Consider the following 23706-nt stretch of genomic DNA (forward strand, 5'->3'; position numbering starts at 1 on the left):
CAGGCATGCACCATTGCCGTGTCGGTCATTGCGGCGCTGCCGTTCACCGGTATACCGCATCTCCGTTTCTCCGCCAACGCCGAGCCCGACGCGGGATTGGAATGCTTCCAATGCATCCTTGCGCAAATTCATAGGCGTCGTGCCGGCGTGGGACTCGAATCCCACAATCGTCACTTCCAACTCGTAGATGCCCTGGGCACCGGTTACCACGCCAATCGGAAGATTGGCATTTTCCAGTATCGGTCCTTGCTCAATATGCGCCTCGAAATAGGCTTTCGGCACCTGCGCATAAGTCGCAGTGCCGGCGAATCCGGTACGTTGCAACTCGTCACCCAGGCGTACGCCGGTTTGCATGCAGGGGCGTGCGCGCGCAACGTCAATATCGAGTTTCCCGCTGTACACAGCGGAGCCCATCATGCCCGGTGTGAAGCGCGAGCCCTCTTCGTTGGTCCAGGCAACGACTTCGATGGGATACCGGGTACTGACGTCAAGGTCGTTCAAAGTCCGGATCACTTCGAGGCCCGCCAATACCCCGTATACCCCGTCAAAGCGACCACCCGCAGGTTGCGTGTCAAGATGACTTCCACACATCACGGCCGGGGCGTCTTTCTGGGTGCCGTCCCTGCGCGCGAAAATATTGCCGATTGGATCGATGCGAAGCTCGCATCCGGCTTCTTCACACCATTGCATAAATAGGCGCCGGCCCTGTACCTCCTCGTCTGTCAGCGCCAGGCGGCAGTTGCCACCTTTAGCCGTCGCGCCGATCCTCGCCATGTCCATCAACGAACGCCAGAGCCTGTCCTGATTCACGCTGATCATGCTGGTCACTTCCCTAAGTTTGAAAAAGTTGATTGCGCCCGCTAGACAGCTTTGGTCGAGAACCGGGCGGAAGCGGTTTCGTGAGAACCTGAATGGACTGTGCGGATCCATGCCGCTGCGAATGGCTCTGGAGGTAAGCGTATATACTGGGATTGATTAACAAAAGACAAAAAATATTTCACCTCGATAACGTTTTGTTGTCATCTCCCGCAGCCATGAAACTTAACCAACTCAACGCGTTTCTCGCGGTGACCCAACATACGACGATTCGTGGTGCGGCGCGCGCACTGGGTTTGACGCAGCCGGCAGTCACCAGAGTCGTACGCGAACTCGAACTCGATTTCGGTGTTCCACTGATCACGCGAAGCGTGAAGGGCATTGAACTCACGGAGTACGGCAAGGCATTCGAAGTCCGCGCCCGGTTGCTGGTGAAAGAGATGCGCCGCACGCGCGACGAGATTGAGCAGATCAAGCACGGCACGACCGGATCAGTATCGATCTCCGTTAGCCCCACCGTCGCATTCACGATTCTGCCGGCTGCTTTTGACGCTTTTACGCGTAACCTGCCCGAAGCCACGGTCAATTTCAGCGAGGGAAGCCATACGTTCGGCTTTGCCAGGCTGCGTGACGGTACGCTCGATTTCATCGTCACCCATCTGCTGGAAGCACCAGAAGAAGCCGACGGTGAGTTCACATTCATTCCACTCTTCCGTTCGGTCTTCGTGGTCGGTGCCAGGAACCGGCACCCGCGGGTCCGTGCCCGCTCGCTGCGAGAGATCCACGATGAACAGTGGTGCATGCCGTTGTATGGCGCGGGTGGCGATGATCTGACTCGTTCGATTTTTCAGCCGAATGGCATGGCGAGACCTAAACGCATCGTTCGATGTCCTTCTTTCTCGGTGGCACTCGGACTCGTCGCTCACACCAATGTTCTGAGCGTGTTCGCCAAGCCGCTTGTCGACATCGAATTCAAGCGGCACGGCATCAAGGCACTGACGCTGCAGGAACCGTTGCCGCAGCTAACCGTCGCGATCATCGCGCGGCGAGATGCACGTCTTACGCCTGCGGCACTGCACTTTATCGATTGTTTGAAGGACGCCTCGGCGGCATTCGGGGCGGACTCGCTGGAGACTTCGGCCCTCGCACAATAGAACGATCGCTGCGGCACCTTCGCATCATCGCTTGAGGGCAAAGACTAACAACGGGCAATCAGGATGCGACGTCAGGCACACTTTTCCGGCTCAACCGAGTCGAATAGTGCAGGGTATCGATGCCGGCGAGCAGCAGCGCGTCGACGTCTTCCCAGCGTGCGCCGTGCAACCGGTCGGTCCACACCATCGAGCCGAAAATGCCTTCCAGCAGCGACTGGAAATAGACGCTTGCAAGGTGCAGGTCGAGTGTGGCCGGCAGTTCACCGCTGGCCACCGCGCGCCGCAGCAGCGCGGTCGTAATACGTAGCGTCTGCTTGTCATAGAGCGTGCGTCGGCGCAGCAGCGGCGCATTTTCCTCGCTCTGCTCGCACTTCATGTACAGGATCTCGAGCACCCGCTGCACCGAACCTGACTCCACACATTGCCGCAGATAGTGCAGCGCCGCCTGGCGAAGCGTTTCGAGCACAGGCCCATCCTCGACCAGTTCGAAACCCTCAGCGGCACGCGCGAACGCCCGATCGCACATGGCGAGGCACACGTCGATCTTGTTCTTGTAGTGACCATAGACTGCGCCGCGCGAAATACCCGCGGCATCCGCAATGTCGGCCATTGCGGTTTGCGCGACACCTTTTTCCAGAAACACCAACTCGGCAGCATCGAGGATGCCGTTGCGCGTGTTCTGCGATTCCACTTTCGTCTTGCGGGCCATTAATCCCTCCCTTTCAATTAGCTGTCGTCTGAATGCGACAGTTGGCCATCTCGGTACTTTATTTAATCAGACATGACTGATTATAATCGATCGCCTTAAGCGGACCGCTGGACGAGGCGATGGCAACCCCCGGCGTATCCGCGACGACAGAAAGGATTCACATGAAGACCACGCGCTCCATCCTGTTGGCTCTCGCGCTCGTTTCGCTGCTCGCCGGATGCGGCAAGGGGCGATCCGAGGCAGGCGAAGCGGCGGCACAACCGCAGGAAGTCGCGGTTGTCACGGTCCGCCCGTCGGCGGCGCCGTTGACGGTCGAACTGCCGGGCCGCCTCGAAGCATACCGGCAGGCGGAAGTGCGGGCGCGTGTCGCCGGCATCGTGACGGCGCGCCTCTATGAAGAAGGGCAGGAGGTGCGCAAGAACGCACCGCTATTCCGTATCGATCCTGCGCCGCTAAAGGCCGCGCGCGACGTGGCCGCCGGTTCGCTCGCGCGCGCCGAAGCCAATGCGCTCGGCGCGACCGACAAGCGCAAGCGCTATGACGATCTCGTAACGGACCACGCCGTCAGCGAACGCGATCACACCGAGGCCCTGACCGAGGAGCGTCAGGCGAAGGCCGAAGTCGCATCCGCGCGGGCGGAGCTCGAGCGTGCCCGGCTCCAGTTGAGCTACGCCACTGTCACGGCGCCGATCGACGGCCGCGCCCGGCGTGCGTTGGTGACCGAAGGCGCACTGGTGGGCCAGGATTCGGCCACGCCGTTGACGAGGGTCGAGCAGATCGATCCGATCTACGTGAACTTCTCGCAACCGGCCGCCGATGTCGCCGCGCTGCGCCGCGCAATCGATACGGGCCGCGTGAAGGGTGTCGCGCAGAAGGACGTCAAGGTGCGCCTGACGCTGCCTGACGGCAGCGACTATACCCAGCCGGGAACGCTGCTCTTTACCGATCTGGCCGTCGACCCTGGCACGGATACCGTTGCGATGCGCGCGCTGTTTCCCAATCCGCGGCGCGAGCTGTTGCCGGGTGCGTATGTGCGGATCACGCTGGATCGCGCCATCGATACCGCTGCGATCGCCGTGCCGCGCGATGCCGTGAGCCGTACCGCCGATGAGGCGTCGGTCAAGATCGTCGATGCGGCGGGCAAGATTGCGGTGGTGCCCGTCCAGGTCAACGAGCTCAAAGGGCGCAACTGGCTCGTGACGGGCGGCCTCAAAGGCGGGGAGCGCGTCGTGGTCGAAAACGCTGCGATCCTGGAGCCTGGCGCCGTCGTCAAACCGCGCGAACGCGCGATTGAACCGCAGACCGATGCGAAGACCGCGGCTAGCACGTAGCAAGCGTGAATCACGCACGTGGTCACGCATGTAGCAGACGTGCAAAGCGCGTCGATGAACCGCGCGGCGCCGTCAGCACGCGCCGCCGCGGTCCAACCTAACTGATCAGAGGCCGCAATGGCTCGTTTCTTTATCGATCGCCCCGTGTTCGCGTGGGTGATCTCGTTGCTCATCATGCTCGCGGGCATCTTCGCGATCCGCGCGCTGCCCGTTGCGCAGTACCCGGATATTGCGCCGCCCGTCATCAACATCTGGGCGAACTATCCGGGCGCGTCCGCGCAGGTCGTCGAGGAATCGGTGACCGCGGTGATCGAACGCGAGATGAACGGCGCACCTGGCCTGATGTACACGTCGGCGACCAGCAGTGCGGGGTCGGCGTCGATCACGCTCACGTTCAAGCAGGGCGTCAACCCGGACCTGGCCGCCGTTGAAGTGCAGAACCGCCTGAAGACAGTCGAGGCGCGTTTGCCCGAGCCGGTGCGGCGCGACGGCGTTTCCGTCGAGAAAGCGGCGGACAATATTCAGCTCGTCGTGACGCTCACGTCTGACGACGGCCGGATGAGCGAAGTACAGCTCGGCGAACTCGCGTCGGCGAATGTCGTGCAGGCGCTGCGGCGTGTGGAGGGTGTCGGCAAGGTGCAGTTCTGGGGCGCGGAGTACGCGCTGCGCATCTGGCCCGACCCGACCCGGATGACGTCGCTCAACCTCACCGCAACCGATCTGGTGACGGCGATCCGCAGCCACAACGCACGCGTGACGGTCGGCGATATCGGCAACCAGGCGGTCCCAAACTCGGCGCCGATCAGCGCGACCGTGCTGGCGGACGGACAACTGCGCACGCCCGAGGAATTCGGCGGCATCGCGTTGCGCACGCGTCCCGACGGCTCGTCGCTGTATCTGCGCGACGTGGCGCGCGTGGAGTTCGGCGGCAGCGACTATTCGTTCACGTCGCGCGTCAACGGCAAGACTGCGACCGGCATGGCGATCAAGATGGCGCCGGGCTCGAACGCGGTCGCGACCGTCAAGCGCGTGCGCGCGACGATGGATCAGCTGGCGAAGTATTTTCCGTCTGGCGTGAGCTATCAGATTCCGTACGAGACGGCGTCGTTCGTGCAGATCTCAATCCAGAAGGTGGTGAGCACGCTGATCGAGGCGGGCGTCCTCGTGTTCCTCGTGATGTATCTGTTCATGCAGAACATCCGCGCGACGCTGATTCCGACGCTGGTCGTGCCGATCGCTTTGCTCGGCACGTTCGCCGTGATGCTCAGCCTCGGCTTCTCGATCAACGTGCTGACGATGTTCGGCATGGTGCTTGCCATCGGCATTCTTGTCGACGATGCGATCGTCGTAGTCGAGAATGTCGAGCGGATCATGGCCGAGGAGGGGCTCTCGCCCTACGACGCGACCGTAAAGGCAATGCGCCAGATCAGCGGCGCCATCATCGGCATCACGGTGGTGCTGATTTCCGTGTTCGTGCCGATGGCGTTTTTCAGCGGCGCGGTGGGTAACATCTATCGGCAATTTGCGTTGTCGCTGGCGGTGTCGATCGGCTTCTCCGCGTTTCTCGCGCTGTCGCTGACACCCGCGCTGTGCGCAACGCTGCTCAAGCCGATTGCCGGCGATCACCACGAGAAGACCGGCTTCTTCGGCTGGTTCAACCGGGTGTTCGCGCGCGCAACGAGCCGCTATCACGCCACGGTCGCGAAGATCCTGAAGAAGCCGGTGCGCTGGGTCGTGCTGTACGCGGCGATCGGCGCGGCGGTGGCCGTGCTGTTCCTGCGCCTGCCGACGGCATTCTTGCCCGACGAAGACCAGGGCAACTTCATGATCATGGTGATGCGCCCGCAGGGCACGCCGATGAACGAGACGATCCAGAGCATCAAGGAAGTGGAGCGCTATCTGCTCGACAAGGAACCGGTCGCCTATTCGTATGCAGTCGGCGGGTTCAGTCTGTACGGCAGCGGTCCGAGCAGCGGCATGATCTTCGCGACGCTAAAGAACTGGAAGGAACGCAAAGACGTCGAGGCTCATGTGCAGGCGATCGTGGAACGCGTGAACGAGCGCTTTGCCGGCACGCCGAATGTCACGGTGTTTGCGATGAATTCGCCGGCGCTGCCGGATCTCGGCTCGTCGAGCGGCTTCGACTTCCGTCTGCAGGATCGCGGCGGCGTTGGCTATGCGGCGCTGGTGGCGGCGCGCGACCGGCTGCTGGCCGAAGGCGCCAAACAGCCCGCGATCACCGACCTGATGTTCGCCGGCGAGCATGACGCGCCGCAGATTCATCTCGACATCGACCGCAACAAGGCTGCGGCAATGGGCGTGACGATGGACGAGATCAATACGACGCTCGCCGTCATGTTCGGCTCCGACTACATCGGTGACTTCATGCACGGCAGCCAGGTGCGGCGCGTGATCGTGCAGGCGGACGGCCGGGATCGCGTCGACATCAACGACGTGCGCAAGCTGCGCGTGCGCAATGCGGCGGGCGAGATGGTGCCGCTGTCGGCGTTCGTCACGCTGCAATGGCGCGCAGGTCCGCCGCAGCTCACGCGTTACAACGGCTATCCGTCGTTCACCTTGAACGGATCGGCCGCGGCAGGGCATAGCAGCGGCGAGGCGATGCAGGTGATGGAAGCGCTCGCGAGCAAGCTGCCTGCGGGGATTGGCTTCGACTGGTCGGGGCAATCGTTTGAAGAGCGGCTGTCGGGTTCGCAGGCGCCGGCACTGTTCGCACTGTCGGTGTTGATCGTGTTCCTCGCGCTCGCTGCACTGTATGAAAGCTGGTCGATTCCGCTCGCGGTCATTCTCGTCGTGCCGCTCGGCGTGATCGGCGCCGTGCTGGGCGTGACGCTGCGCGGCATGCCGAACGATATCTATTTCAAGGTCGGTTTGATTGCGACGATCGGCCTGTCGGCGAAGAACGCGATCCTGATCGTCGAGGTGGCGAAGGATCTGTACGGCGCCGGCATGACACTCGTCGACGCGACGCTCGTGGCTGCGCGCTTGCGCTTGCGGCCGATCGTGATGACATCGCTAGCGTTCGGCGTTGGTGTGCTGCCGCTCGCGTTCGCGTCGGGTGCGGCCTCCGGTGCGCAGGTGGCGATCGGCACCGGTGTGCTCGGTGGCGTCATCAGCGCGACCGTGCTTGCCATTTTCATGGTGCCGCTGTTTTTCGTGGTCGTCGGGCGGGTGTTCAACGTCGGCAAGCGCCGGCGGCGGAGCCTGTCCGCAACGAACCCGCTGGAGATGAAGTGATGAATCGCGTTTTGACGCAGGGTCTCGCATTGACCGCGCTGGCCGTGGCGCTCGCGGGCTGCTCGATGGCACCGGTCTATCAGCGGCCGCAGGCGCCCGTGCCCGCCGCGTACCCGAGCAACACCGCGACGCAAAGCAACGCAGGCGTAACGAATCTCGATGACTGGCGCGGCTATTTCACCGATCCGGTGCTGGGCCGTCTGATCGAAGTCTCGCTCGCGAACAACCGCGATCTGCGGGCGGCGACGCTGCGCGTGCAGGAAGCGCGTGCGCTATACGGCATCCAGTTCGCCGAGCGGCTGCCTTCCGTCGACGGTACCGCGAGCTACAACCGTGGCCGCACGATCGATCCAATGCTCGGAGAAAACGTGGTCGCGAGCCAGTATCGGGCGGCGCTCGGCGTTACGTCGTTCGAGCTGGATCTTTTCGGCCGGGTGAAGAGCCTGTCGGACGCTGCGCTGGCGGAATATTTCGCGAGCGAGGACGCGCAGCGCGCCGCGCAGATCAGCCTGATTGCGGAGGTCGCATCGGCCTATGTCACTGAGCGAGCACTGTACGATCAGGAGCAACTGGCGCAACGCACGCTTGAAGCGCGCGAGGGCATCTATGCACTCACGAAGCGCCGTTACGGCGCGGGCATGAGCACCGCCATCGAATTGCGCACGGCCGAAATGCTGGTCCAATCGGCGCGTGCGTCACAGGCCGCGCTGACGCGCGAACGCACCCAGGCTGCAAGCGCATTGCAGTTGCTGCTGGGCGACTTCACGGTGGATTTGCCACGCACGACGCCCGTGCTCGACGATCTGACGATGACGCCCGTGGCCGCCGGTCTCTCGTCGGATCTGCTGACGCGACGGCCCGATATCCGTCAGGCCGAAGCGCATCTGAAAGCCACCAACGCGAACATCGGCGCGGCGCGCGCGGCGTTCTTTCCGAGCCTGCGCCTCACCACCGAAGTCGGCTCGGTCAGCGACAGCTTCTCGCGCCTCTTCGCGGGGGGCAGCGGCGTGTGGTCGTTTGCGCCGCAGCTGACGTTGCCGATCTTCAGCGGCGGACGTAATCGCGCGAATCTCGATCTGGCGACCGTGCGTAAGAACATCGCGGTCGCCGACTACGAGAAGTCCATTCAGACTGCATTCCGTGAGGTGTCCGATGCGTTGGCGGCGCGTGATCAGATCGATGTCCAACTCGACGCCCAGCAGGCCGTGTATGCGGCGGATAGCGAACGCATGCGTCTCGCGGAACGCCGTTACAGCAGAGGCGTCGCGACCTATCTCGAACTGCTCGACGCACAGCGCAGCCTGTTCGAATCGGGGCAGGAGTTGATCCGGCTGAAGCAGTTGCGTTTGACGAATGCGATCGCGCTGTACCGGGCGCTGGGCGGCGGCTGGTCGAATGGGCCTGCTGCCGACGCCTGAGCGGCAGCGGGTTCAGGGACGCGGGGTGGATGACGTCTATGCGTGTCAGTGCCGACGATCTCAGATAGACGACGCTTGTGGTCGCGGTGTCGCCTTTGTGCGTTTCCCGTAAGTTGGGGCGACCCCGTGCTTGTTCGACGAGATTTCCTGCCTGAACAGTTCGGCGAGCTTTTCCGCCGCCAGTGAAAGCGGCGCATCGCGTAGCTTCAGAATGCCGAGCTTAAGCGGCGGCAACGCCATCAGTAGCGGCACGCGGCTCGCCTGTTGCCCATACGGCGCCGCGTCGAGCATCCCGGCCGGACACACGAGCAGCGCGTCAGTGCGCGTCATCAGACTCCAACTCACGCCGAACGTATTTGTGCGGATGATGTGCGTAGGGAGCGACTGCCGCGTTCGGCGCAGATAGTCGAGCAGGTTGCTGTGCTGACTGCCAGGCGAAAGATTCATGACCCATTTGCAGTCGAGCAACTGCCGCCATTCGGTGGCCTTTTCCAGTGGATGGCCCCGCCGGCATGCCACGATCGTTTCGAGTGTCTGTAGCGGTTCGAAATCGAACTCACCGCTGACCTCCTCTTCTGCGGGTGCGGCAACCGCGAAATCGATTGTCCCATCGCGCAGTGCGTGGAGTACGTGGGGCATCAGGCCTTCCTCGAAGGTGAGCTCCGCGAGGGGCATGCTTTTACCGAAGCGTTCGATGACGCCGGGCAGTACCCCCAGGAACACCATTGGCGTGACCGCTGCCGATACGCGGCTGCGCTTGCCGCCCAAAATCTGCTGGATGTCCTGACGTGCCAGCGCTAGTTGAGCGTGGGCGAGGCGCGCACGCACCGTGAGTTGATGGCCGCACTCAGTCAGCGTCACGCCGCGCGAACTGCGCATGATCAGCGATGCATCGAGATCCTGTTCGAGTTCCCGCACGGCCTTAGTGACCGCGGCCTGGCTCAGATGCAGATGGCGCGCCGCGCCGCGGATACTGCCCGTTTCCACTAGGGCAAGCCAGGCTTTCAGGTGATGGTCTTTCATGTCTCGTCCGCCATATTCCAACTCCTCGCACGTGACAACGCAAGGTTGTCTCCGTCAATAATTTATCGTCTTCTGATCTGAATTTTATCTGAGTACGCTGTCACGGATTCCGCACCGGCCATCCCGCCGCGCCACACGCATGCGTAGCACCGTGGGATGGCTCACGTCATTCTATAGAGGTATCCTAATGAACAAAAAGACCTTCGCTGACTGGCAGGACAAGGCCGCTACCCTCAAAATCGAGGGGCGCGCATTCATCGACGGCGCACTCAGTCATTCACGAGACGGCAAGACTTTCGTGTGCGCGAGCCCGATCGACGGCCGTGAACTCGCGCGGGTGGCGGACTGCGGCGAGGCCGATGTCAACGCGGCCGTCGCCGCCGCTCGCCACGCGTTCGACGAAGGGTCGTGGGCCGGCTTGAATCCGCGCGAGCGTAAAGCTGTGCTGCTGCGCTGGGCGGCCTTGATGCACGAGCATCTCGACGAACTCGCCTTGCTGGAGACACTCGACATGGGCAAGCCGATCGGCGACACGACCATGATCGACATACCGGCCGCCGCGCACTGCGTGGCGTGGTATGCGGAAGCGATCGACAAGGTCGGTGGCGAAGTGGTGCCCGCCGACCAGCACCTCGTCGGTCTGGTGACGCGCGAGCCGATGGGCGTCGTGGCGGCCGTCGTACCGTGGAATTTTCCGCTGGTGATGGCGGCGTGGAAGTTCGGCCCCGCGCTCGCCGCGGGTAACAGCGTCGTGCTCAAGCCGTCGGAGAAATCACCGCTCACGGCGATCCGCGTCGCGCAGCTCGCGCATGAAGCGGGACTGCCGCCGGGGGTATTCAATGTCGTGCCGGGCGGTGCCGAGCCGGGCAGGCTGCTGGCGGCGCACGGCGATGTCGACTGTATCGCGTTCACCGGGTCGACGCGAACCGGCAAGCTCATCATGCAGTGCGCTGCGCAATCCAACCTGAAGCGCGTCTGGCTCGAGTTGGGCGGCAAGTCGCCCAATATCGTGCTGGCTGATTGCCCCGATCTCGATGGCGCGGCCAAAGCGGCTGCCGACGCGATTTTCTTCAACATGGGTGAGGTGTGCTCGGCCGGTTCACGTCTGCTCGTCCATCGCGACATCAAGGACGTGTTCATCGAGAAGTTGCTCGCGGCAGCACGTTCTTATGCGCCGGGACACCCGCTCGACCCTGCCGTGACGATGGGCGCGATCGTCGACCGGGTCCAGATGGACCAGGTCCTGGCGTACATCGAGGCCGGCCGAAGCGAGGGCAGGCTCGCCGCGGGCGGGGCGCAGGTCAAGAAGGAAACGGGCGGCTTTTATATCGAGCCGACGGTGTTCGAAGTGAAGCCGGACGCCAAAATCGCGCGCGAGGAGATCTTCGGACCAGTGTTATCGGTCATCGTGTTCGACACGGTCGACGAGGCGGTGCATATCGCCAACGATACCCAATACGGACTCGCCGCCGCGGTCTGGTCTGCCGACGTGACGACCGCGCATGAGATCGCAAGGCGTCTGCGTGCGGGCACCGTCTGGGTGAACTGCTACGGCGAAGGCGGCGGAGACATGAACTTCCCCTTCGGCGGTTACAAGCAGTCTGGCAACGGCCGTGACAAGTCGCTGCACGCGCTGGAGAAATACACGGAGCTGAAGTCGACGCTCATCCGGCTGCGCTAGTCACGGATGATCTGCGCGGATGCGGGCACCGCCGCATTCGCGCCTGCCTGCACGTTCTGATTCGTGCGGCCACGGACGGCCCGCACGGGCACGTTCATGAGAACGGGCGGCGCGCCCGGCCTATCACGACAAATTCCCCGCGCCTACACAGAACCCACGAGAGACATTGCCGGGCACGAGTGCCGGTGTCCCGTGTTCCAGGGACAGACATCGTGTTTTTCGAGCGATAGAGTGCGCCATGCTTCATACCAGCTTTGCCTGTCGGCAGCGGCCGCGCGATGGGGCACCGCTGAAACACACTAATCAGGAGACTTCGTCATGCGTACCCGTTTTCGTCGTCATGCCATTGCTATTGCTGCGCTCGCTGTTACCGCCGGCCTGACTTCTATCGCGAGCCCGTCGGCGTATGCCGCGGATACCGAGCTGAACATCTACAACTGGTCGGAGTACATCGCGAAGGACACCGTGCCGAACTTCGAGAAGCTGACCGGCATCAAGGTGCACTACGACAGCTACGACAGCGACGACACCCTGCAGACCAAGCTGCTTGCCGGCAGTTCGGGCTATGACATCGTCGTGCCGACGTCGAACTTCATGGCGAGGCAGATTCAGGCAGGTGTGTATCAGAAGCTCGACAAGTCGAAGATTCCGAACCTCGTGAATCTTGATCCCGCATTGATGAGCAAAGTTGCCGACGGCGATCCGGGCAACCAGTATGGTGTGCCATGGGCCTGGGGTACGGATGGTCTGGGCTACAACGTCCAGGCGGTCAAAAAGCGTCTTGGCGAGAACGCGCCGCTCGACAGTTGGGCGCTGCTGTTCGATCCGGCGAACGTATCGAAACTGAAGGGATGCGGCGTGTCGATGCTCGACGCCCCGGACGATGCGTTTGGCGCCGCGATGCAGTACTTGGGCCTCGACGAAAACAGCAAGAATCCAGCCGACTATCAAGCCGCTTACGAGGCGCTGAAGAAAATCCGTCCGTATATCACGCAATTCAACTCGACCGCCTACGCAGACGACCTCGCGAACAACGACGTGTGCCTCGCGCTCGGCTGGTCGGGCGATGTGGGCCTGGCGCGCCGGCGCACCATAGATGCGAAGCGCTCGTATGAAATCCGCTTCTCGAACCCGAAGGAAGGCGGCGCGGTGTGGTTCGACGTCATGGTCGTGCCTAAGGACGCGCCGCATCCGGAGGCTGCGATGAAGTGGATCAACTATATCCAGGATCCGAAGGTGAACGCCGCGATCACGAACGAAATCTACTATCCGACCGCGAACAAACCCGCGCGTGCGCTCGTGAACCCGGCGATCGCGCAAGACCCCAACGTCTATCTCCCCGATGACGTGTTGCGCAAGATGACATTGGCGAAGGCGCATACGCCCGAAATCTCGCGCCTCTTGAACCGCTTGTGGCTGCAACTCAAGTCGGGCGGCTAAAGCGGAGCAACGCTCGACATCTGTTTCAGGCACGCCTCGCGTGGCGGCGCCTGCCTGAAATCCGAATCTGGTTGCGCTGACACGAGGCCATTCATGAGGTGAGCAGGCGCTGTAGGTCAAGCGTCCGCTACCACCTCGAAGAGCATGGCAATCGTACAGTCAGTAAAGATAGTTTAACTAAATAATCTATATATTTCCGCATATGGAAAAGCCTGTAATCGGCGCCCGCGAGATGCGCAGCGCTTCGCGCAGTGGCAGTGTCAGTGGCAATCGGGATGCGTTCGTCCGTATCGAGAACGTTGTGAAAAACTTCGGCGACAGCGTCGCCGTCGATGACGTCAGCCTGACCATCGCCAGGAACGAGTTGTTCGCGCTGCTCGGCAGTTCCGGATGCGGCAAGTCCACGTTGCTGCGCATGCTGGCCGGTCTCGAGTCGGCCACGTCCGGACGTATCTTCGTCGACGGCGAGGATCTTGCCTCGCTGCCGCCCTACCGCCGTCCCGTCAACATGATGTTTCAGTCGTATGCATTGTTCCCGCATATGAGTGTCGAGGCGAACGTGGCATTCGGACTGAAACAGGAGGGAACGCCTCGCAACGAGATTCGCGAGCGCGTTGCCGACGCGCTCGAACTCGTCCAGATGAGCGGGTACGCGCAGCGCAAACCCCATCAACTCTCCGGCGGGCAGCAGCAACGCGTGGCGCTGGCCCGCTCGCTCGTGAAGCGTCCGAAGCTGCTGTTGCTCGACGAGCCGATGTCCGCGCTCGACAAGAAAATCCGCCGGCAGACCCAACTTGAGCTAGTCAACATCATCGACAGAGTCGGCGTGACCTGCGTGATGGTGACGCATGACCAGGAGGAGGCGATGACCATGGCAAGCCGCCTTGCCGTGATGAGCGAAGGCCGCATCGTGCAGATTGGTTCGCCTAGCGAAGTCTACGAGTATCCCAACAGCCGCTTCTGTGCAGGGTTCATCGGTTCGACAAATCTGTTCGACGGGACCGTGATCGAGGACGAGCCCGATTACATCGTGGTGGAAAGCGAGGAACTCGAAAGTCGCCTGTACATCAGTCACGGCGTTACCGGTCCGATCGGCATGGCCGTTGGTATTTCCGTGCGGCCGGAGCGAGTGAGCGTCTCGCATGCGAAGCCGGAAGCGCAGTACAACTGGGCGCGCGGCGTGGTTACCGACATCGCCTACATGGGCAGCTATTCGCTGTACCACGTGCGCCTTCCGGGTGGGAAGACCGTGGTGTCGAATCTCGATAGCGCCAGCCTGATGAAAGAGGACGCCCCCGCGTGGAACGACGAGGTGTTCTTATCATGGTCGCCCGCAAGCGGCGTGGTGGTGACGCAATGAATACGTCCACCACCCGCGCCGTTGCCGCGAACGAAACCTCGCGCCGCGCTGGCCTCGTCGCTGTGTTAGGACCCGTTGCGGCACGATTCCTTCCTTCAGGACGCAAGACGGTCATCGGCATCCCGTTCCTGTGGCTCACGGTGTTCTTCGCATTACCGTTCGTGCTAGTGCTGAAGATCAGCTTCGCCGATCTTAGGCTGGGTATTCCGCCCTACACGAATCTCGTCGAGGTGCACGACAACATCGTTCACCTTGCGATGCAACTCGGACACTACGCGCTGCTCCTGCAGGACGATCTGTACGTCGCGACCTACATCAATTCGCTCAAGATGGCGGCGATATCAACGCTCCTGTGCCTCGTGATCGGGTACCCCATTAGCTACTACATTGCGCGCTCGGCGCCGGCCACACGCAATCTGCTGATGATGGCCGTGATGCTGCCGTTCTGGACGTCGTTCCTGATTCGCGTCTACGCATGGATCGGCATTCTGAAGGACGACGGCCTGCTCAATCACGCGCTCATGGTGATCGGCCTGATTCATACGCCATTGCGCCTGTACCACAGCAATGCGGGCGTGTATATCGGCATGGTCTACTCGTATCTCCCGTTCATGGTGATGCCGCTCTACGCGCATCTCGTGAAAATGGATCTCACCCTGCTCGAAGCCGCGTACGACCTCGGCGCGAAACCGTGGGTGGTGTTCACGCGTATCACGCTGCCGCTTTCGAGGAACGGAATCATCGCGGGAAGCCTGCTCGTGTTTATTCCCGCGGTGGGCGAGTACGTGATTCCCGAACTGCTCGGCGGCGCCGACACGTTGATGCTTGGGCGCGTCATGTGGGATGAGTTCTTCAACAACATGGACTGGCCGATGGCCTCCGCCGTCACGGTGGCGATGGTGATGCTGCTCCTTCTGCCCATGGCCGTATTCCAGTACTACCAGGTCAAGGAATTGGAGGAGGCGCAATGATCAAGCCAAATCGAATGCTCTCAGCGAGTGTTCTCACGATTGGTTTCCTGTTTCTCTATATCCCGATCATTAGCCTCGTCGTCTATTCGTTTAATGAATCGAAGCTCGTCACAGTCTGGTCGGGCTTCTCGCTGAAATGGTACGGCGTCCTGATGCACGACGACGAGTTGCTCACGGCTGCCTGGTTGTCGCTGAAGATCGCCTTGATGACCGCAAGTGCATCGGTCGTGCTCGGTACGTGGGCGGGGTTCGTGCTCGCACGCATGGGCCGCTTTCGCGGCTTCACGTTCTTCACCGCCATGATCAATGCGCCGCTCGTGATTCCCGAAGTCATTCAGGGTATCTCGTTGCTGCTGCTTTTCGTGACCATGCAGCAGATGTTCGGATGGCCCGCCGGCCGCGGCTTGTTGACGATCTGGATTGGTCACGTGATGTTGTGCGTGTCCTTCGTCGCCATCATTGTGCAATCGCGCGTGAAGGAGCTGGACCGCTCCCTTGAAGAGGCTGCCCTCGATCTCGGCGCGACGCCATTGAAGGTGTTCCTCGCGATCACGCTGCCGCTGATCGTGCAGGCCCTTGTATCCGGCTGGTTGCTTTCGTTCACCGTTTCGATCGACGACGTGATCCTGTCTGCATTCCTCTCCGGGCCGGGCTGGACCACGCTGCCCCTCGTCGTCTTCTCACGGGTGCGAATGGGACTGAACCCCGAAATGAATGCGATCGCCACGATGTTCATCACCGTCGTGACGATCGGCGTGGTCGCCGCCAATCGCGTGATGCTGGCGCGCGAACGTCGGCTGACGCGCGACGTGCAAATGGCCGAAAGGAACGCCGATCCCGCCAGGCCGCACGTTGGTCGGTCTGCGTCTGCGCAACGGGGCGGTGAGGCCGGACGTCGCAGCACGATCTGATTTTTTCCATCTCACCGACATACCCCAATAACAAATGACAAGGAGAACTTTCATGACGAAGACGCTAATTTGCCTGCTGGTGGCGGGGACCTTGCCCGGGCTTGCTGTGGCGAACTCGACCAGCGACCAGATCAAGGCGATGCAGGCCCAGCTGGACGCGATGCAAAAGGAAGTGAAGTCGCTCAAGTCCGAGCTCGCGGCGAAACCTGCCAGCAAGCGTCAGCCCGCCGCCAAGGCGGCCGTCGTCGCGCCGGTGGTCGACGCTTCGTCGCCCGACTATGGCAACGCGCCGGCTCAGATTACGAACGACGAAGTGACGCAGATGAAGCAGCAGATGGCGAACCAGCAACTGAAGGTGGACTCGCTCACGGATGCGGCTAACACTGGACCGATTGCGGGCCTGTCGATTACCGGCTACATCGATCCGACGTATATCTACAATCGCTCGGCGGGCACGTCGTCGTTCCTCTTCGCGAACCACGACAACGCCTACAACTATTTCAACAGCACGTTCGGCGACGTTTATCTCGACATCAAAAAGACCTTTGGCGTGGGGCCGATGGCGCCGTCCTTCGAAGTCACGCTGATGCCCAATCGCGGCGCCGGCATGTACTTGATGAACGAGCATAGCGACAGCGGGCTGAACATTCTGAACACGGCGGTCGCGACCGTGCCGCTGACCAACACAACCGCGTTCGTGGCGGGTCTCATGCCGGCGCTTGGCGGCTATGAGTACCAGCCTTCGAACCAGATGTTGACGCTCACGCACAACATGCTCTATGACTTCTCGGATCCCGGCAGTTATATCGGTGCGGGCGTCAACTACCTGGGCGACCACTGGGCCTGGAAGTTCCTGCTTGGCAATGAGCAGCTCCGCACAAACGGCTCTGTCACGCAGACCGGTGTGAACGCGCTGGGCGATCCGATCACGACGAGCAACAAGATGCCGACCTTCAGCGCACGGGTCGACTACCTGCATGGCAGCCAGCTCGATATCGGCGGCTCCTTCAACATCGGACGGCAAACGCTGCCTAGCGGTGTCAATCCGGCGACAGGCACCGTGGTTTACGGTTCCGGCGGCCAGGCGCCGAGCGCCTACGGCACCTTCTTCTTCAGCGAAATGGATGCCACGTACCAGTTGGCCGACGTGCAGTACAACGCCGAACTGGACTATGGCCAGCAGCAGCACGCGGCTTTCAACGGGGGCCTCGCGCAATGGTACGGGTTCTCGATGCTGGCGCACCGCAAGTTCACTATGCCGGTGGTGGGCCATATGGGCGTGACGGCCCGTTACGACCTGCTGGTTGACAGCAAGAACGGCGGTGGCGGGGGCGGCATCGGCCTGAACGGCAACGGCATGGATCCGTATAACGGCTTTGGCATCGACTCGAATTGTCTCGAGAACTCGAAAGCCAACGGCGGGGCCGGCTTCGAGTGCAAGGGCGCGACGCGCCAGGACATCGCGCTCGACCTGCTGTTCTACCCGACCCAGCAAATCATCGTGAAGCTCGAATACCGCCACGACTGGGCCAACAACCGGGTATTCCTGCGCGACGACGGTTCGTACTCGAAGTCGAACGACCTGCTGGCGGCGCAATTCATCTATTCGTTCTAACGAATGGCCGGCGGCGCCCAGTCAAGTGGTGCCGCCGCCGTCGTTCAATTCACGTTTTCCGCACATGCTCAAATTCGCGTATCAGCCGCACATCCCATCGTATTACGCCGCCACGGCCAACGATTCCGCGCGTCGTCCGCCGCTCCTCGGGGCGATCTCCGCCGACGTGTGCGTCATCGGCGGCGGGCTCACCGGCATCTCGACGGCGCTGAACCTCGCAGAGCGCGGCTATTCGGTTGTCGTGCTTGAAGCGTCGAAGATTGGCTGGGGGGCTAGCGGACGCAATGGCGGCCAGCTGATCGGCGGCTTCGCGTGCGGGGTCGAGACGTTTGCGCAATACATGCCGCGCGAGGATGTCCAGCGCGTCTGGAAGATGGGCCACGAATCGGCCGCGATCGTCCGGGACCGGGTCCAGAAGCACGGCATCGACTGCGACCTGACCCGCGGTTTCCTGACGGTCGCGAACAAGCCGCGCCATGCCGACGAGTTGCGTGCGTGGCGCGACGATGCGGCATCGCGCTTCGGTTATCAGGGGTACCGCTATGTCGAGCGCGCTGATCTGTCCGGCTTCGTCGGTTCTGACCGATACGTCGGTGGCCTCGACGACGCCGACAGCGGCCACCTGCATCCGCTCAACTACACGCTAGGTCTCGCCCGCGCGGCGCACGAAGCGGGCGTCTCGATCTACGAGGACACCTGCGCGTCGTCCGTGGAAAATACGGTGAACGGGCACCGGGTGACATGCGAGCACGGACATGTTGACGCACGCTATGTCGTGTTCGCGTGCAACGCGTATCTCGGCAGTCTCGCCCCCGGACTTGCCCGCAAGATCATGCCGGTGGGGACCTTCGTGATCGCCACCGAACCGCTTGCCGAGGCGACCGCACAGGCGCTACTACCGACGAACGCGGCAATCTGCGACAGCAAGTTCCCGCTCGACTATTTCCGTTTCTCGAAGGACCGCCGCATGCTCTGGGGCGGCAAGGCCAGTTCTTCCACGCGCATGCCGGCCAAACTCGTCGAGGCGATGCGCGGTGACATGCTGAAGACGTTTCCGCAACTCGCCGGCGTCAAGATCGACTATGCGTGGGGCGGCTTTGTCGATATCACGATGAACCGGGCGCCGCATTTCGGCCGAATCGAGCCGACTGTGTATTTCGCGCAGGGCTTTTCAGGGCACGGAGTGAATGTAACGGGGCTCGCGGGCCTGTTGATCGCGGAGGCAATCGATGCCCAGGCCGCACGCTTCGACCTGTTCGCCAAGATCCGCCATCGTGACTTCCCGGGCGGGAGTCTGTTGCGCGCGCCGATGCTCGCATTGGCGATGGCCTGGCACACGATGCGCGACGCACGTTGAGCGCGCAAGACACGTAACCATGGGCGCGCCCGCAGGCGCGCCAGAACACTATCGAACACCAAACTGACAGAGGGCCGATCATGGCAGACATCTCAAACATCGTTGAATTCAGCAAGGAAGAAGGCGAACTGATCCAGTATCGCGTGCCGCGCGGCAAGCTGCTGTCGGGCAACCCCCTGCAGACCTTGACGCATCGCTTCATCAGCCCGTGCGGACGATTTAGCTGCGGTACGTGGGAGAGCACGGCAGGGCATTGGGAGGTGGAATACGACGAAGAGGAATACTGCGAAATTTTGAGCGGCATGTCCGTGGTCCGCGACCGGGCAGGACAGGAAAAGGTGTTTCGCACGGGCGATCGCTTCGTCATCCCGCGCGGTTTTTCCGGCACATGGGAGGTGGTGGAGTCGTGCCGCAAGATCTACGTATCGCATGCGCCGCGCGCGGATGCTTTGCCTGAGTCGATTTCGAGCGACCACAACGTCGAGTAACGCCGGGTAACGCCGGATAACGCCGGATGCCTCGACGCACGAGCGAGTCGCGGTGCTGTCCGCGGTGACAACCTCCGGTGGGCTCCGTCAAAAAAATATCGTCTTTTGTCATCACGCTGGCCCGGCTAATCTTTTCCCAGCGTGGAGTCGATCGAACATCCCATAGATTCAAACGACATAAAAAGCATGGAGGAGCACAAGTGAACCAGGAATTGTGGCGCCTGAGCGCAACCGAAATGGCGGCCCTCGTCGCTCGCCGCGACGTATCGTCGAAGGAGCTTGTTCAGAGCAACCTGAAGCGGATGGAGGAAGTCAATCCGCGCATCAATGCGATTGTCGACGTGCTCGCTGACAGTGCCCTCGAGGGCGCCGCGGCAGCCGACGCCGCCATCGGTCGCGGTGAAGCGCTGGGTCCGCTGCACGGTGTGCCGGTAACGGTCAAGGTGAACGTCGACATGGCGGGGTTCGCGACCACCAATGGCGTCACCGCGTTCAAGGATCTCGTCGCGAGCGACGACAGCCCGGTCGTGGCGAACCTGCGCAAGGCCGGTGCCATCATTATCGGGCGCAGCAACGCGCCGGCGTTTTCGTACCGGTGGTTTACCGACAACGATCTCTATGGCCGAACGCTGAACCCATGGGACGCCGGCTTGACGCCGGGCGGATCCAGCGGCGGCGCCGCGGCTGCCGTGGCCGCCGGTATCGGCGCGATTGCGCACGGCAACGACCTCGGTGGATCGATTCGGTATCCTGCTTATGCGTGCGGCGTAGCGGGACTGCGCCCGTCCACGGGCCGCGTCCCCGCCTACAACTCGACGCAAAGCCGCGACCGGACGCTCGCGGTCCAGCTCGCATCGGTTCAAGGTCCACTTGCGCGCACGGTCGGCGATCTGCGGCTTGCGTTGGCGGCCATGGAGACGCCGGATCGACGCGATGTCTGGGCGGCACCGATGCTGCGTACCGGCAGCAAGGCGTTGTTTCCCACACGTGTTGCGGTCTGCGCGCGGCTACCGGGCATCCCCACGGACGATGTCGTCGTCAAGGCCATCCGTCAGGCGGCGGCCTGGCTGGAAGACGCCGGCTGCGTGGTTGAGGAGGTGGTGCCGCCGCGCTTCGACGAAGCATGCGAGCTGTGGCTGAAGCTGGTCACCAACGAAGCACAGAGCGGGCTCGCAGAGACCATTCAGGCCTACGGCGACAATGCGCTGCGCACGGCATTCGGCAGCCAGCGCCGCCTTGCACCGCCGCTCGATCTGACCGGCTACATGGACGGTCTCTCGCAACGCACCGGATTGCTGCGTGAATGGCAGGCTTTCTTTGAACGATATCCGCTTCTGTTGATGCCGGTCTCCTGCCAGCGCCCGTTCGCTATCGATGCGGATCAGAACGGCGACGACGCGATGCGCCGCATCCTCGAAGCGCAGGGTCCGCTGCTCGCAACGGCCATTCTCGGTTTGCCGGGCCTCTCCGTGCCGATGCCGGTTCGCGAAGGCGTGCCGGCGGGCGTGCAAATCGTGGCCGGCCGCTTTGAAGACGCTCTCTGCCTCGCAGCAGGCGAGGCTATCGAGGCGCGCGCCGGCGTATTTACCCCGATCGATCCGGCAAACGATACGGCACATCGCGCGGGATGACCTGATGATCAAGGTTCTGATCGGCCTTGGGTTGCCCTACATCGGCGTTCTGGGGCTGCTGCCCTGGATCGCCTCCACCGATGTGGACGTGTTGGGCGTGCCCCTCATCTACGCCTGGATGTTCCTCTGGTTCGGACTGACATCCGTCTGCCTGTTCATCTGCTGGCATTGTTTCGACAGGCATGCCGGCGACGCCGCTTCACACGACGCCTGATTAGACGGGAGCACCTGCATGTCAACCGCCGTATTCGCCGGCTTCATTCTTCTGTCATTCGTCCTCGCGCTGCGCGCGCGACAGGGCGGGGGCGCGCAGAGCGTCCACGACTTCTTCGTCGCGTCGCGCCAGTTCGGCACGTTCCTTGTATTTTTCCTGGCCGCGGGGGAGATCTACAGCGTGGCGACCATGGTGGGCTTTGCGGGAGGGATCTACGCCAAGGGACCAACCTATGGCATCTGGTTTCTTGGCTATATCCTGCTCGCCTACCCACTCGGCTATTTCCTCGGGCCGAAAATCTGGGAAGCGGGCAAGCGCTTCAATGCGATCACGCTGCCGGATCTGTTCAAGGGCTATTTTCAGAACCGCACGATTGAGGTCGTCGTCGCGCTGTCCTCGATCCTGTTTCTGCTGCCGATGGCGCAACTGCAATTCACCGGACTGGTGGCGGCGTTCCGCGGGCTCGGCTGGCAATTCGATCCGCTCCATCTGGTCACGATCGCGGCCGCGCTTGCGTTCGCCTATATCATGATCGCGGGGATTCGGTCGTCTGCCTACGTCGCTGTGCTGAAGGACATCCTGATGGTCGTGGCTATCGTGGTGACTGGCGTGGCAGTCGCGCAACGGGTCGGCGTGACGACGGTATTCCATGAAGCGAGCGTGCAAGTCAGCAACCGGATGAATGCCGAGCAGTTGCGGTTTGCAATGAGCACGATCCTGTTCCAATCGCTTGGCTTCATGGTGATGCCTTTCGGCGTGCAGATCTTCTTCACGGCGAAGAGCGGCAATACGATTCGGCGCACCCAGATCGCCATGCCGCTTTACATGCTGATGTATCCGTTTCTGGTCGTCGCTTCGTACTATGCGATCAGCCAGCATTATCACCTGAACTCGGCGAATGAGGCGTTCTTCGTAGCGGCGAACGACCTGCTGCCGTCGTGGCTCCTCGGACTCGTCGCGGCGGCTGCGGCGCTCTCAGGGTTGCTCGTCCTGACAGGCATGTGTCTCGCGATTGGGCCCATCGTTAGCCGCAACCTGTTGCCGACGCTGTCCGGTCAACGGCAAAAATCGGCCGCGAAGATGGTGATCGTTCTCTATCTCGTCGCCTCGATCGTCATGACGTCGGCGACGCCGACCATGATGCTCACGCTGATCAACACGACGTATTACGGCGTGGGCCAGTTCTTTCCGGGCCTGATCGCGGTGCTGTTCTCGCTGCGCATCAAACCGGCAGCGGTGACAGCCGGTATTCTCGTGGGGCAATGCCTCGCGGTCGCTTTATATCTCGGCAAGTTCAGTCTGGGTGGCATCAATCCTGGCTTGCCCTGCCTGATCGCCAATGTCGTTACCGCTGCCGCAATCAACTATTCGCTGCGTTCGACCGGAAGGCGCGCAGCGTTGCAGCGTTAAAGGGACCGAGGAACCGGTGGCGTATCGCCACCGGATCAACTTATACGTGCAGGCTCTGGTCGCGAAACGGAACACTTTTCACAAACGACGCGAGCAATTGCCTGCGCGACCCGATTTCGAGTTTCGCGAAAGCGCGCTTCGCGTATGTTTCAACGGATGAAGGCTTGACGCCCATCGACAGCGCGACGGCCTGCGTTGTCATGCCCTGAATGAACGCTGAGCACACGGCCGCCTCGCGCGACGTCAATTTCGCACGCGATTGCCCAAGCCATTGGGCAAGCAGGCTGTCCGGAATCCCGGCGGTTCCTGCGTCTGTCGACACGGCGCCTGCCAGCCGCTTATGCAATGCAGCGAGCGGCAAAACAAGGGTAGCAAGGTGCTTCACGACGCTCAATTCCTTAAGGGAAAACGGTGGCAGCCGCCGTGTGCGGCACACCGACATCCCATACACCACGCCCTGCACGTCACTGCCGACAACGCATTCGTCGTGAATGTCACCGATGTCGAAGAACGCGCGCCTGAGCTCGGTGTCGACCCGTTGCGCGGACACCTGGAGTAACTGCACTTCCTTTCCCTGCGTACCCTCTCCGTAGGTAGGGTCGTCGTTTGCATAGCTGCGGTAATAGAGCTCCATCGTCTGTTGGACCAACCCCGGGTTGCTGCCGTAGCTGCCTATCCAGCCGATGCGCCGCCCAACCGGCGAGCTCTGCTCGTAATCGAGATGCAACGCGTCAATGTCGACGAATCGCAGGAGGCCCTCGTACAGCGCGGGGAGAAACTGGGCGGAGCCGACGGCCTCCACGGCGGGACCCAAGGCTTCAGTCGTGAGGACAAGCTGGCTGAGCAGGATGTCGGCGGAGGGGTGGGCTGTCTTCATGGAATCCATTTGTGTCAAAGCACGGCTAATACTAGGTGTATCACG

Annotated in this window: 18 protein-coding genes and 1 pseudogene; 15 read left to right on the plus strand and 4 right to left on the minus strand. The window is 62.1% G+C overall.

Annotation, left to right across the window (positions count from 1 at the left end; all coding sequences use genetic code 11):
- Window positions 1-819: hydantoinase/carbamoylase family amidase (locus tag KHO31_RS36870; RefSeq protein WP_211625767.1), on the minus strand; the 819-nt coding region annotated here is incomplete at its 3' end.
- Window positions 820-1034: 215 nt separating this feature from the next.
- On the opposite strand from KHO31_RS36870, the gene KHO31_RS36875 reads away from it, so the two are divergent.
- Entirely contained in the window at window positions 1035-1970 is a 936-nt protein-coding gene (locus KHO31_RS36875) for a LysR substrate-binding domain-containing protein (RefSeq protein ID WP_211621296.1), read from the plus strand.
- A 58-nt stretch (window positions 1971-2028) separates the two neighbouring features.
- Here the strand turns inward: KHO31_RS36875 and KHO31_RS36880 are convergent, their stop codons facing one another.
- On the minus strand, window positions 2029-2679 hold the full coding sequence (locus KHO31_RS36880; RefSeq protein ID WP_201081604.1) for a TetR family transcriptional regulator: 651 nt from the start codon (window positions 2677-2679) through the stop codon (window positions 2029-2031).
- Window positions 2680-2840: 161 nt separating this feature from the next.
- On the opposite strand from KHO31_RS36880, the gene KHO31_RS36885 reads away from it, so the two are divergent.
- The 3 genes from KHO31_RS36885 to KHO31_RS36895 all read left to right on the plus strand — a co-directional run bounded on the left by KHO31_RS36885 (window position 2841) and on the right by KHO31_RS36895 (window position 8683).
- Entirely contained in the window at window positions 2841-4010 is a 1170-nt protein-coding gene (locus tag KHO31_RS36885) for a MexX/AxyX family multidrug efflux RND transporter periplasmic adaptor subunit (RefSeq protein ID WP_201081606.1), read from the plus strand.
- Window positions 4011-4127: 117 nt separating this feature from the next.
- Window positions 4128-7265, plus strand: coding sequence for a multidrug efflux RND transporter permease subunit (locus KHO31_RS36890; protein WP_211625769.1), 3138 nt, complete (start codon window positions 4128-4130; stop codon window positions 7263-7265).
- A complete protein-coding gene (locus KHO31_RS36895; RefSeq protein WP_211625771.1) occupies window positions 7265-8683 on the plus strand; it encodes an efflux transporter outer membrane subunit in 1419 nt (472 codons plus the stop codon). The genes KHO31_RS36890 and KHO31_RS36895 overlap by 1 nt, the downstream gene beginning before the upstream one ends.
- A gap of 60 nt (window positions 8684-8743) precedes the next feature.
- On the opposite strand, the gene KHO31_RS36900 is transcribed toward KHO31_RS36895, so the two are convergent.
- On the minus strand, window positions 8744-9706 hold the full coding sequence (locus KHO31_RS36900) for a LysR substrate-binding domain-containing protein (RefSeq protein ID WP_201081612.1): 963 nt from the start codon (window positions 9704-9706) through the stop codon (window positions 8744-8746).
- Window positions 9707-9893: 187 nt separating this feature from the next.
- On the opposite strand from KHO31_RS36900, the gene KHO31_RS36905 reads away from it, so the two are divergent.
- The 11 genes and pseudogenes from KHO31_RS36905 to KHO31_RS36955 all read left to right on the plus strand — a co-directional run bounded on the left by KHO31_RS36905 (window position 9894) and on the right by KHO31_RS36955 (window position 22784).
- The gene (locus tag KHO31_RS36905; protein ID WP_211625773.1) at window positions 9894-11387 is read left to right on the plus strand and encodes an aldehyde dehydrogenase; all 1494 of its coding nucleotides are present in this window, start codon (window positions 9894-9896) and stop codon (window positions 11385-11387) included.
- Between the two features lie 318 nt (window positions 11388-11705).
- Window positions 11706-12827 (plus strand): polyamine ABC transporter substrate-binding protein, encoded by a 1122-nt coding sequence (locus KHO31_RS36910; protein ID WP_201081617.1) that lies wholly within the window; start codon window positions 11706-11708, stop codon window positions 12825-12827.
- 274 nt (window positions 12828-13101) lie between these two features.
- Window positions 13102-14187 (plus strand): annotated as a pseudogene (locus tag KHO31_RS36915) (ABC transporter ATP-binding protein); the annotation flags it as partial.
- Window positions 14184-15158, plus strand: a complete 975-nt coding sequence (locus KHO31_RS36920) for an ABC transporter permease subunit (protein WP_201081619.1) — start codon at window positions 14184-14186, stop codon at window positions 15156-15158. The pseudogene KHO31_RS36915 and the gene KHO31_RS36920, both read left to right, overlap by 4 nt.
- Window positions 15155-16069: an ABC transporter permease subunit gene (locus tag KHO31_RS36925; RefSeq protein ID WP_201081621.1), complete on the plus strand. Its 915-nt coding sequence runs from the start codon at window positions 15155-15157 to the stop codon at window positions 16067-16069. Before KHO31_RS36920 ends, KHO31_RS36925 begins: the two co-directional genes overlap by 4 nt.
- A 52-nt stretch (window positions 16070-16121) precedes the next feature.
- Entirely contained in the window at window positions 16122-17684 is a 1563-nt protein-coding gene (locus KHO31_RS36930; protein ID WP_211625775.1) for a DUF3138 family protein, read from the plus strand.
- A 64-nt stretch (window positions 17685-17748) separates the two neighbouring features.
- Entirely contained in the window at window positions 17749-19041 is a 1293-nt protein-coding gene (locus tag KHO31_RS36935) for an NAD(P)/FAD-dependent oxidoreductase (protein ID WP_201081625.1), read from the plus strand.
- 80 nt (window positions 19042-19121) lie between these two features.
- Window positions 19122-19529 carry a cupin domain-containing protein gene (locus KHO31_RS36940; RefSeq protein ID WP_201081627.1) on the plus strand — a complete coding sequence of 136 codons (408 nt, stop codon included), beginning with the start codon at window positions 19122-19124 and terminating at the stop codon, window positions 19527-19529.
- Between the two features lie 200 nt (window positions 19530-19729).
- Entirely contained in the window at window positions 19730-21160 is a 1431-nt protein-coding gene (locus KHO31_RS36945; protein WP_211625777.1) for an amidase family protein, read from the plus strand.
- A gap of 4 nt (window positions 21161-21164) precedes the next feature.
- Window positions 21165-21374, plus strand: a complete 210-nt coding sequence (locus KHO31_RS36950; RefSeq protein WP_201081631.1) for a DUF3311 domain-containing protein — start codon at window positions 21165-21167, stop codon at window positions 21372-21374.
- Between the two features lie 18 nt (window positions 21375-21392).
- The gene (locus KHO31_RS36955; RefSeq protein ID WP_211625779.1) at window positions 21393-22784 is read left to right on the plus strand and encodes a sodium:solute symporter family protein; all 1392 of its coding nucleotides are present in this window, start codon (window positions 21393-21395) and stop codon (window positions 22782-22784) included.
- 40 nt (window positions 22785-22824) lie between these two features.
- Here the strand turns inward: KHO31_RS36955 and KHO31_RS36960 are convergent, their stop codons facing one another.
- On the minus strand, window positions 22825-23661 hold the full coding sequence (locus tag KHO31_RS36960; protein WP_211625781.1) for a helix-turn-helix transcriptional regulator: 837 nt from the start codon (window positions 23659-23661) through the stop codon (window positions 22825-22827).
- Window positions 23662-23706: the final 45 nt, after the last annotated feature.

Origin of the sequence: Paraburkholderia domus (genome assembly GCF_905220705.1) — a bacterium.
Lineage (GTDB): Bacteria > Pseudomonadota > Gammaproteobacteria > Burkholderiales > Burkholderiaceae > Paraburkholderia > Paraburkholderia domus.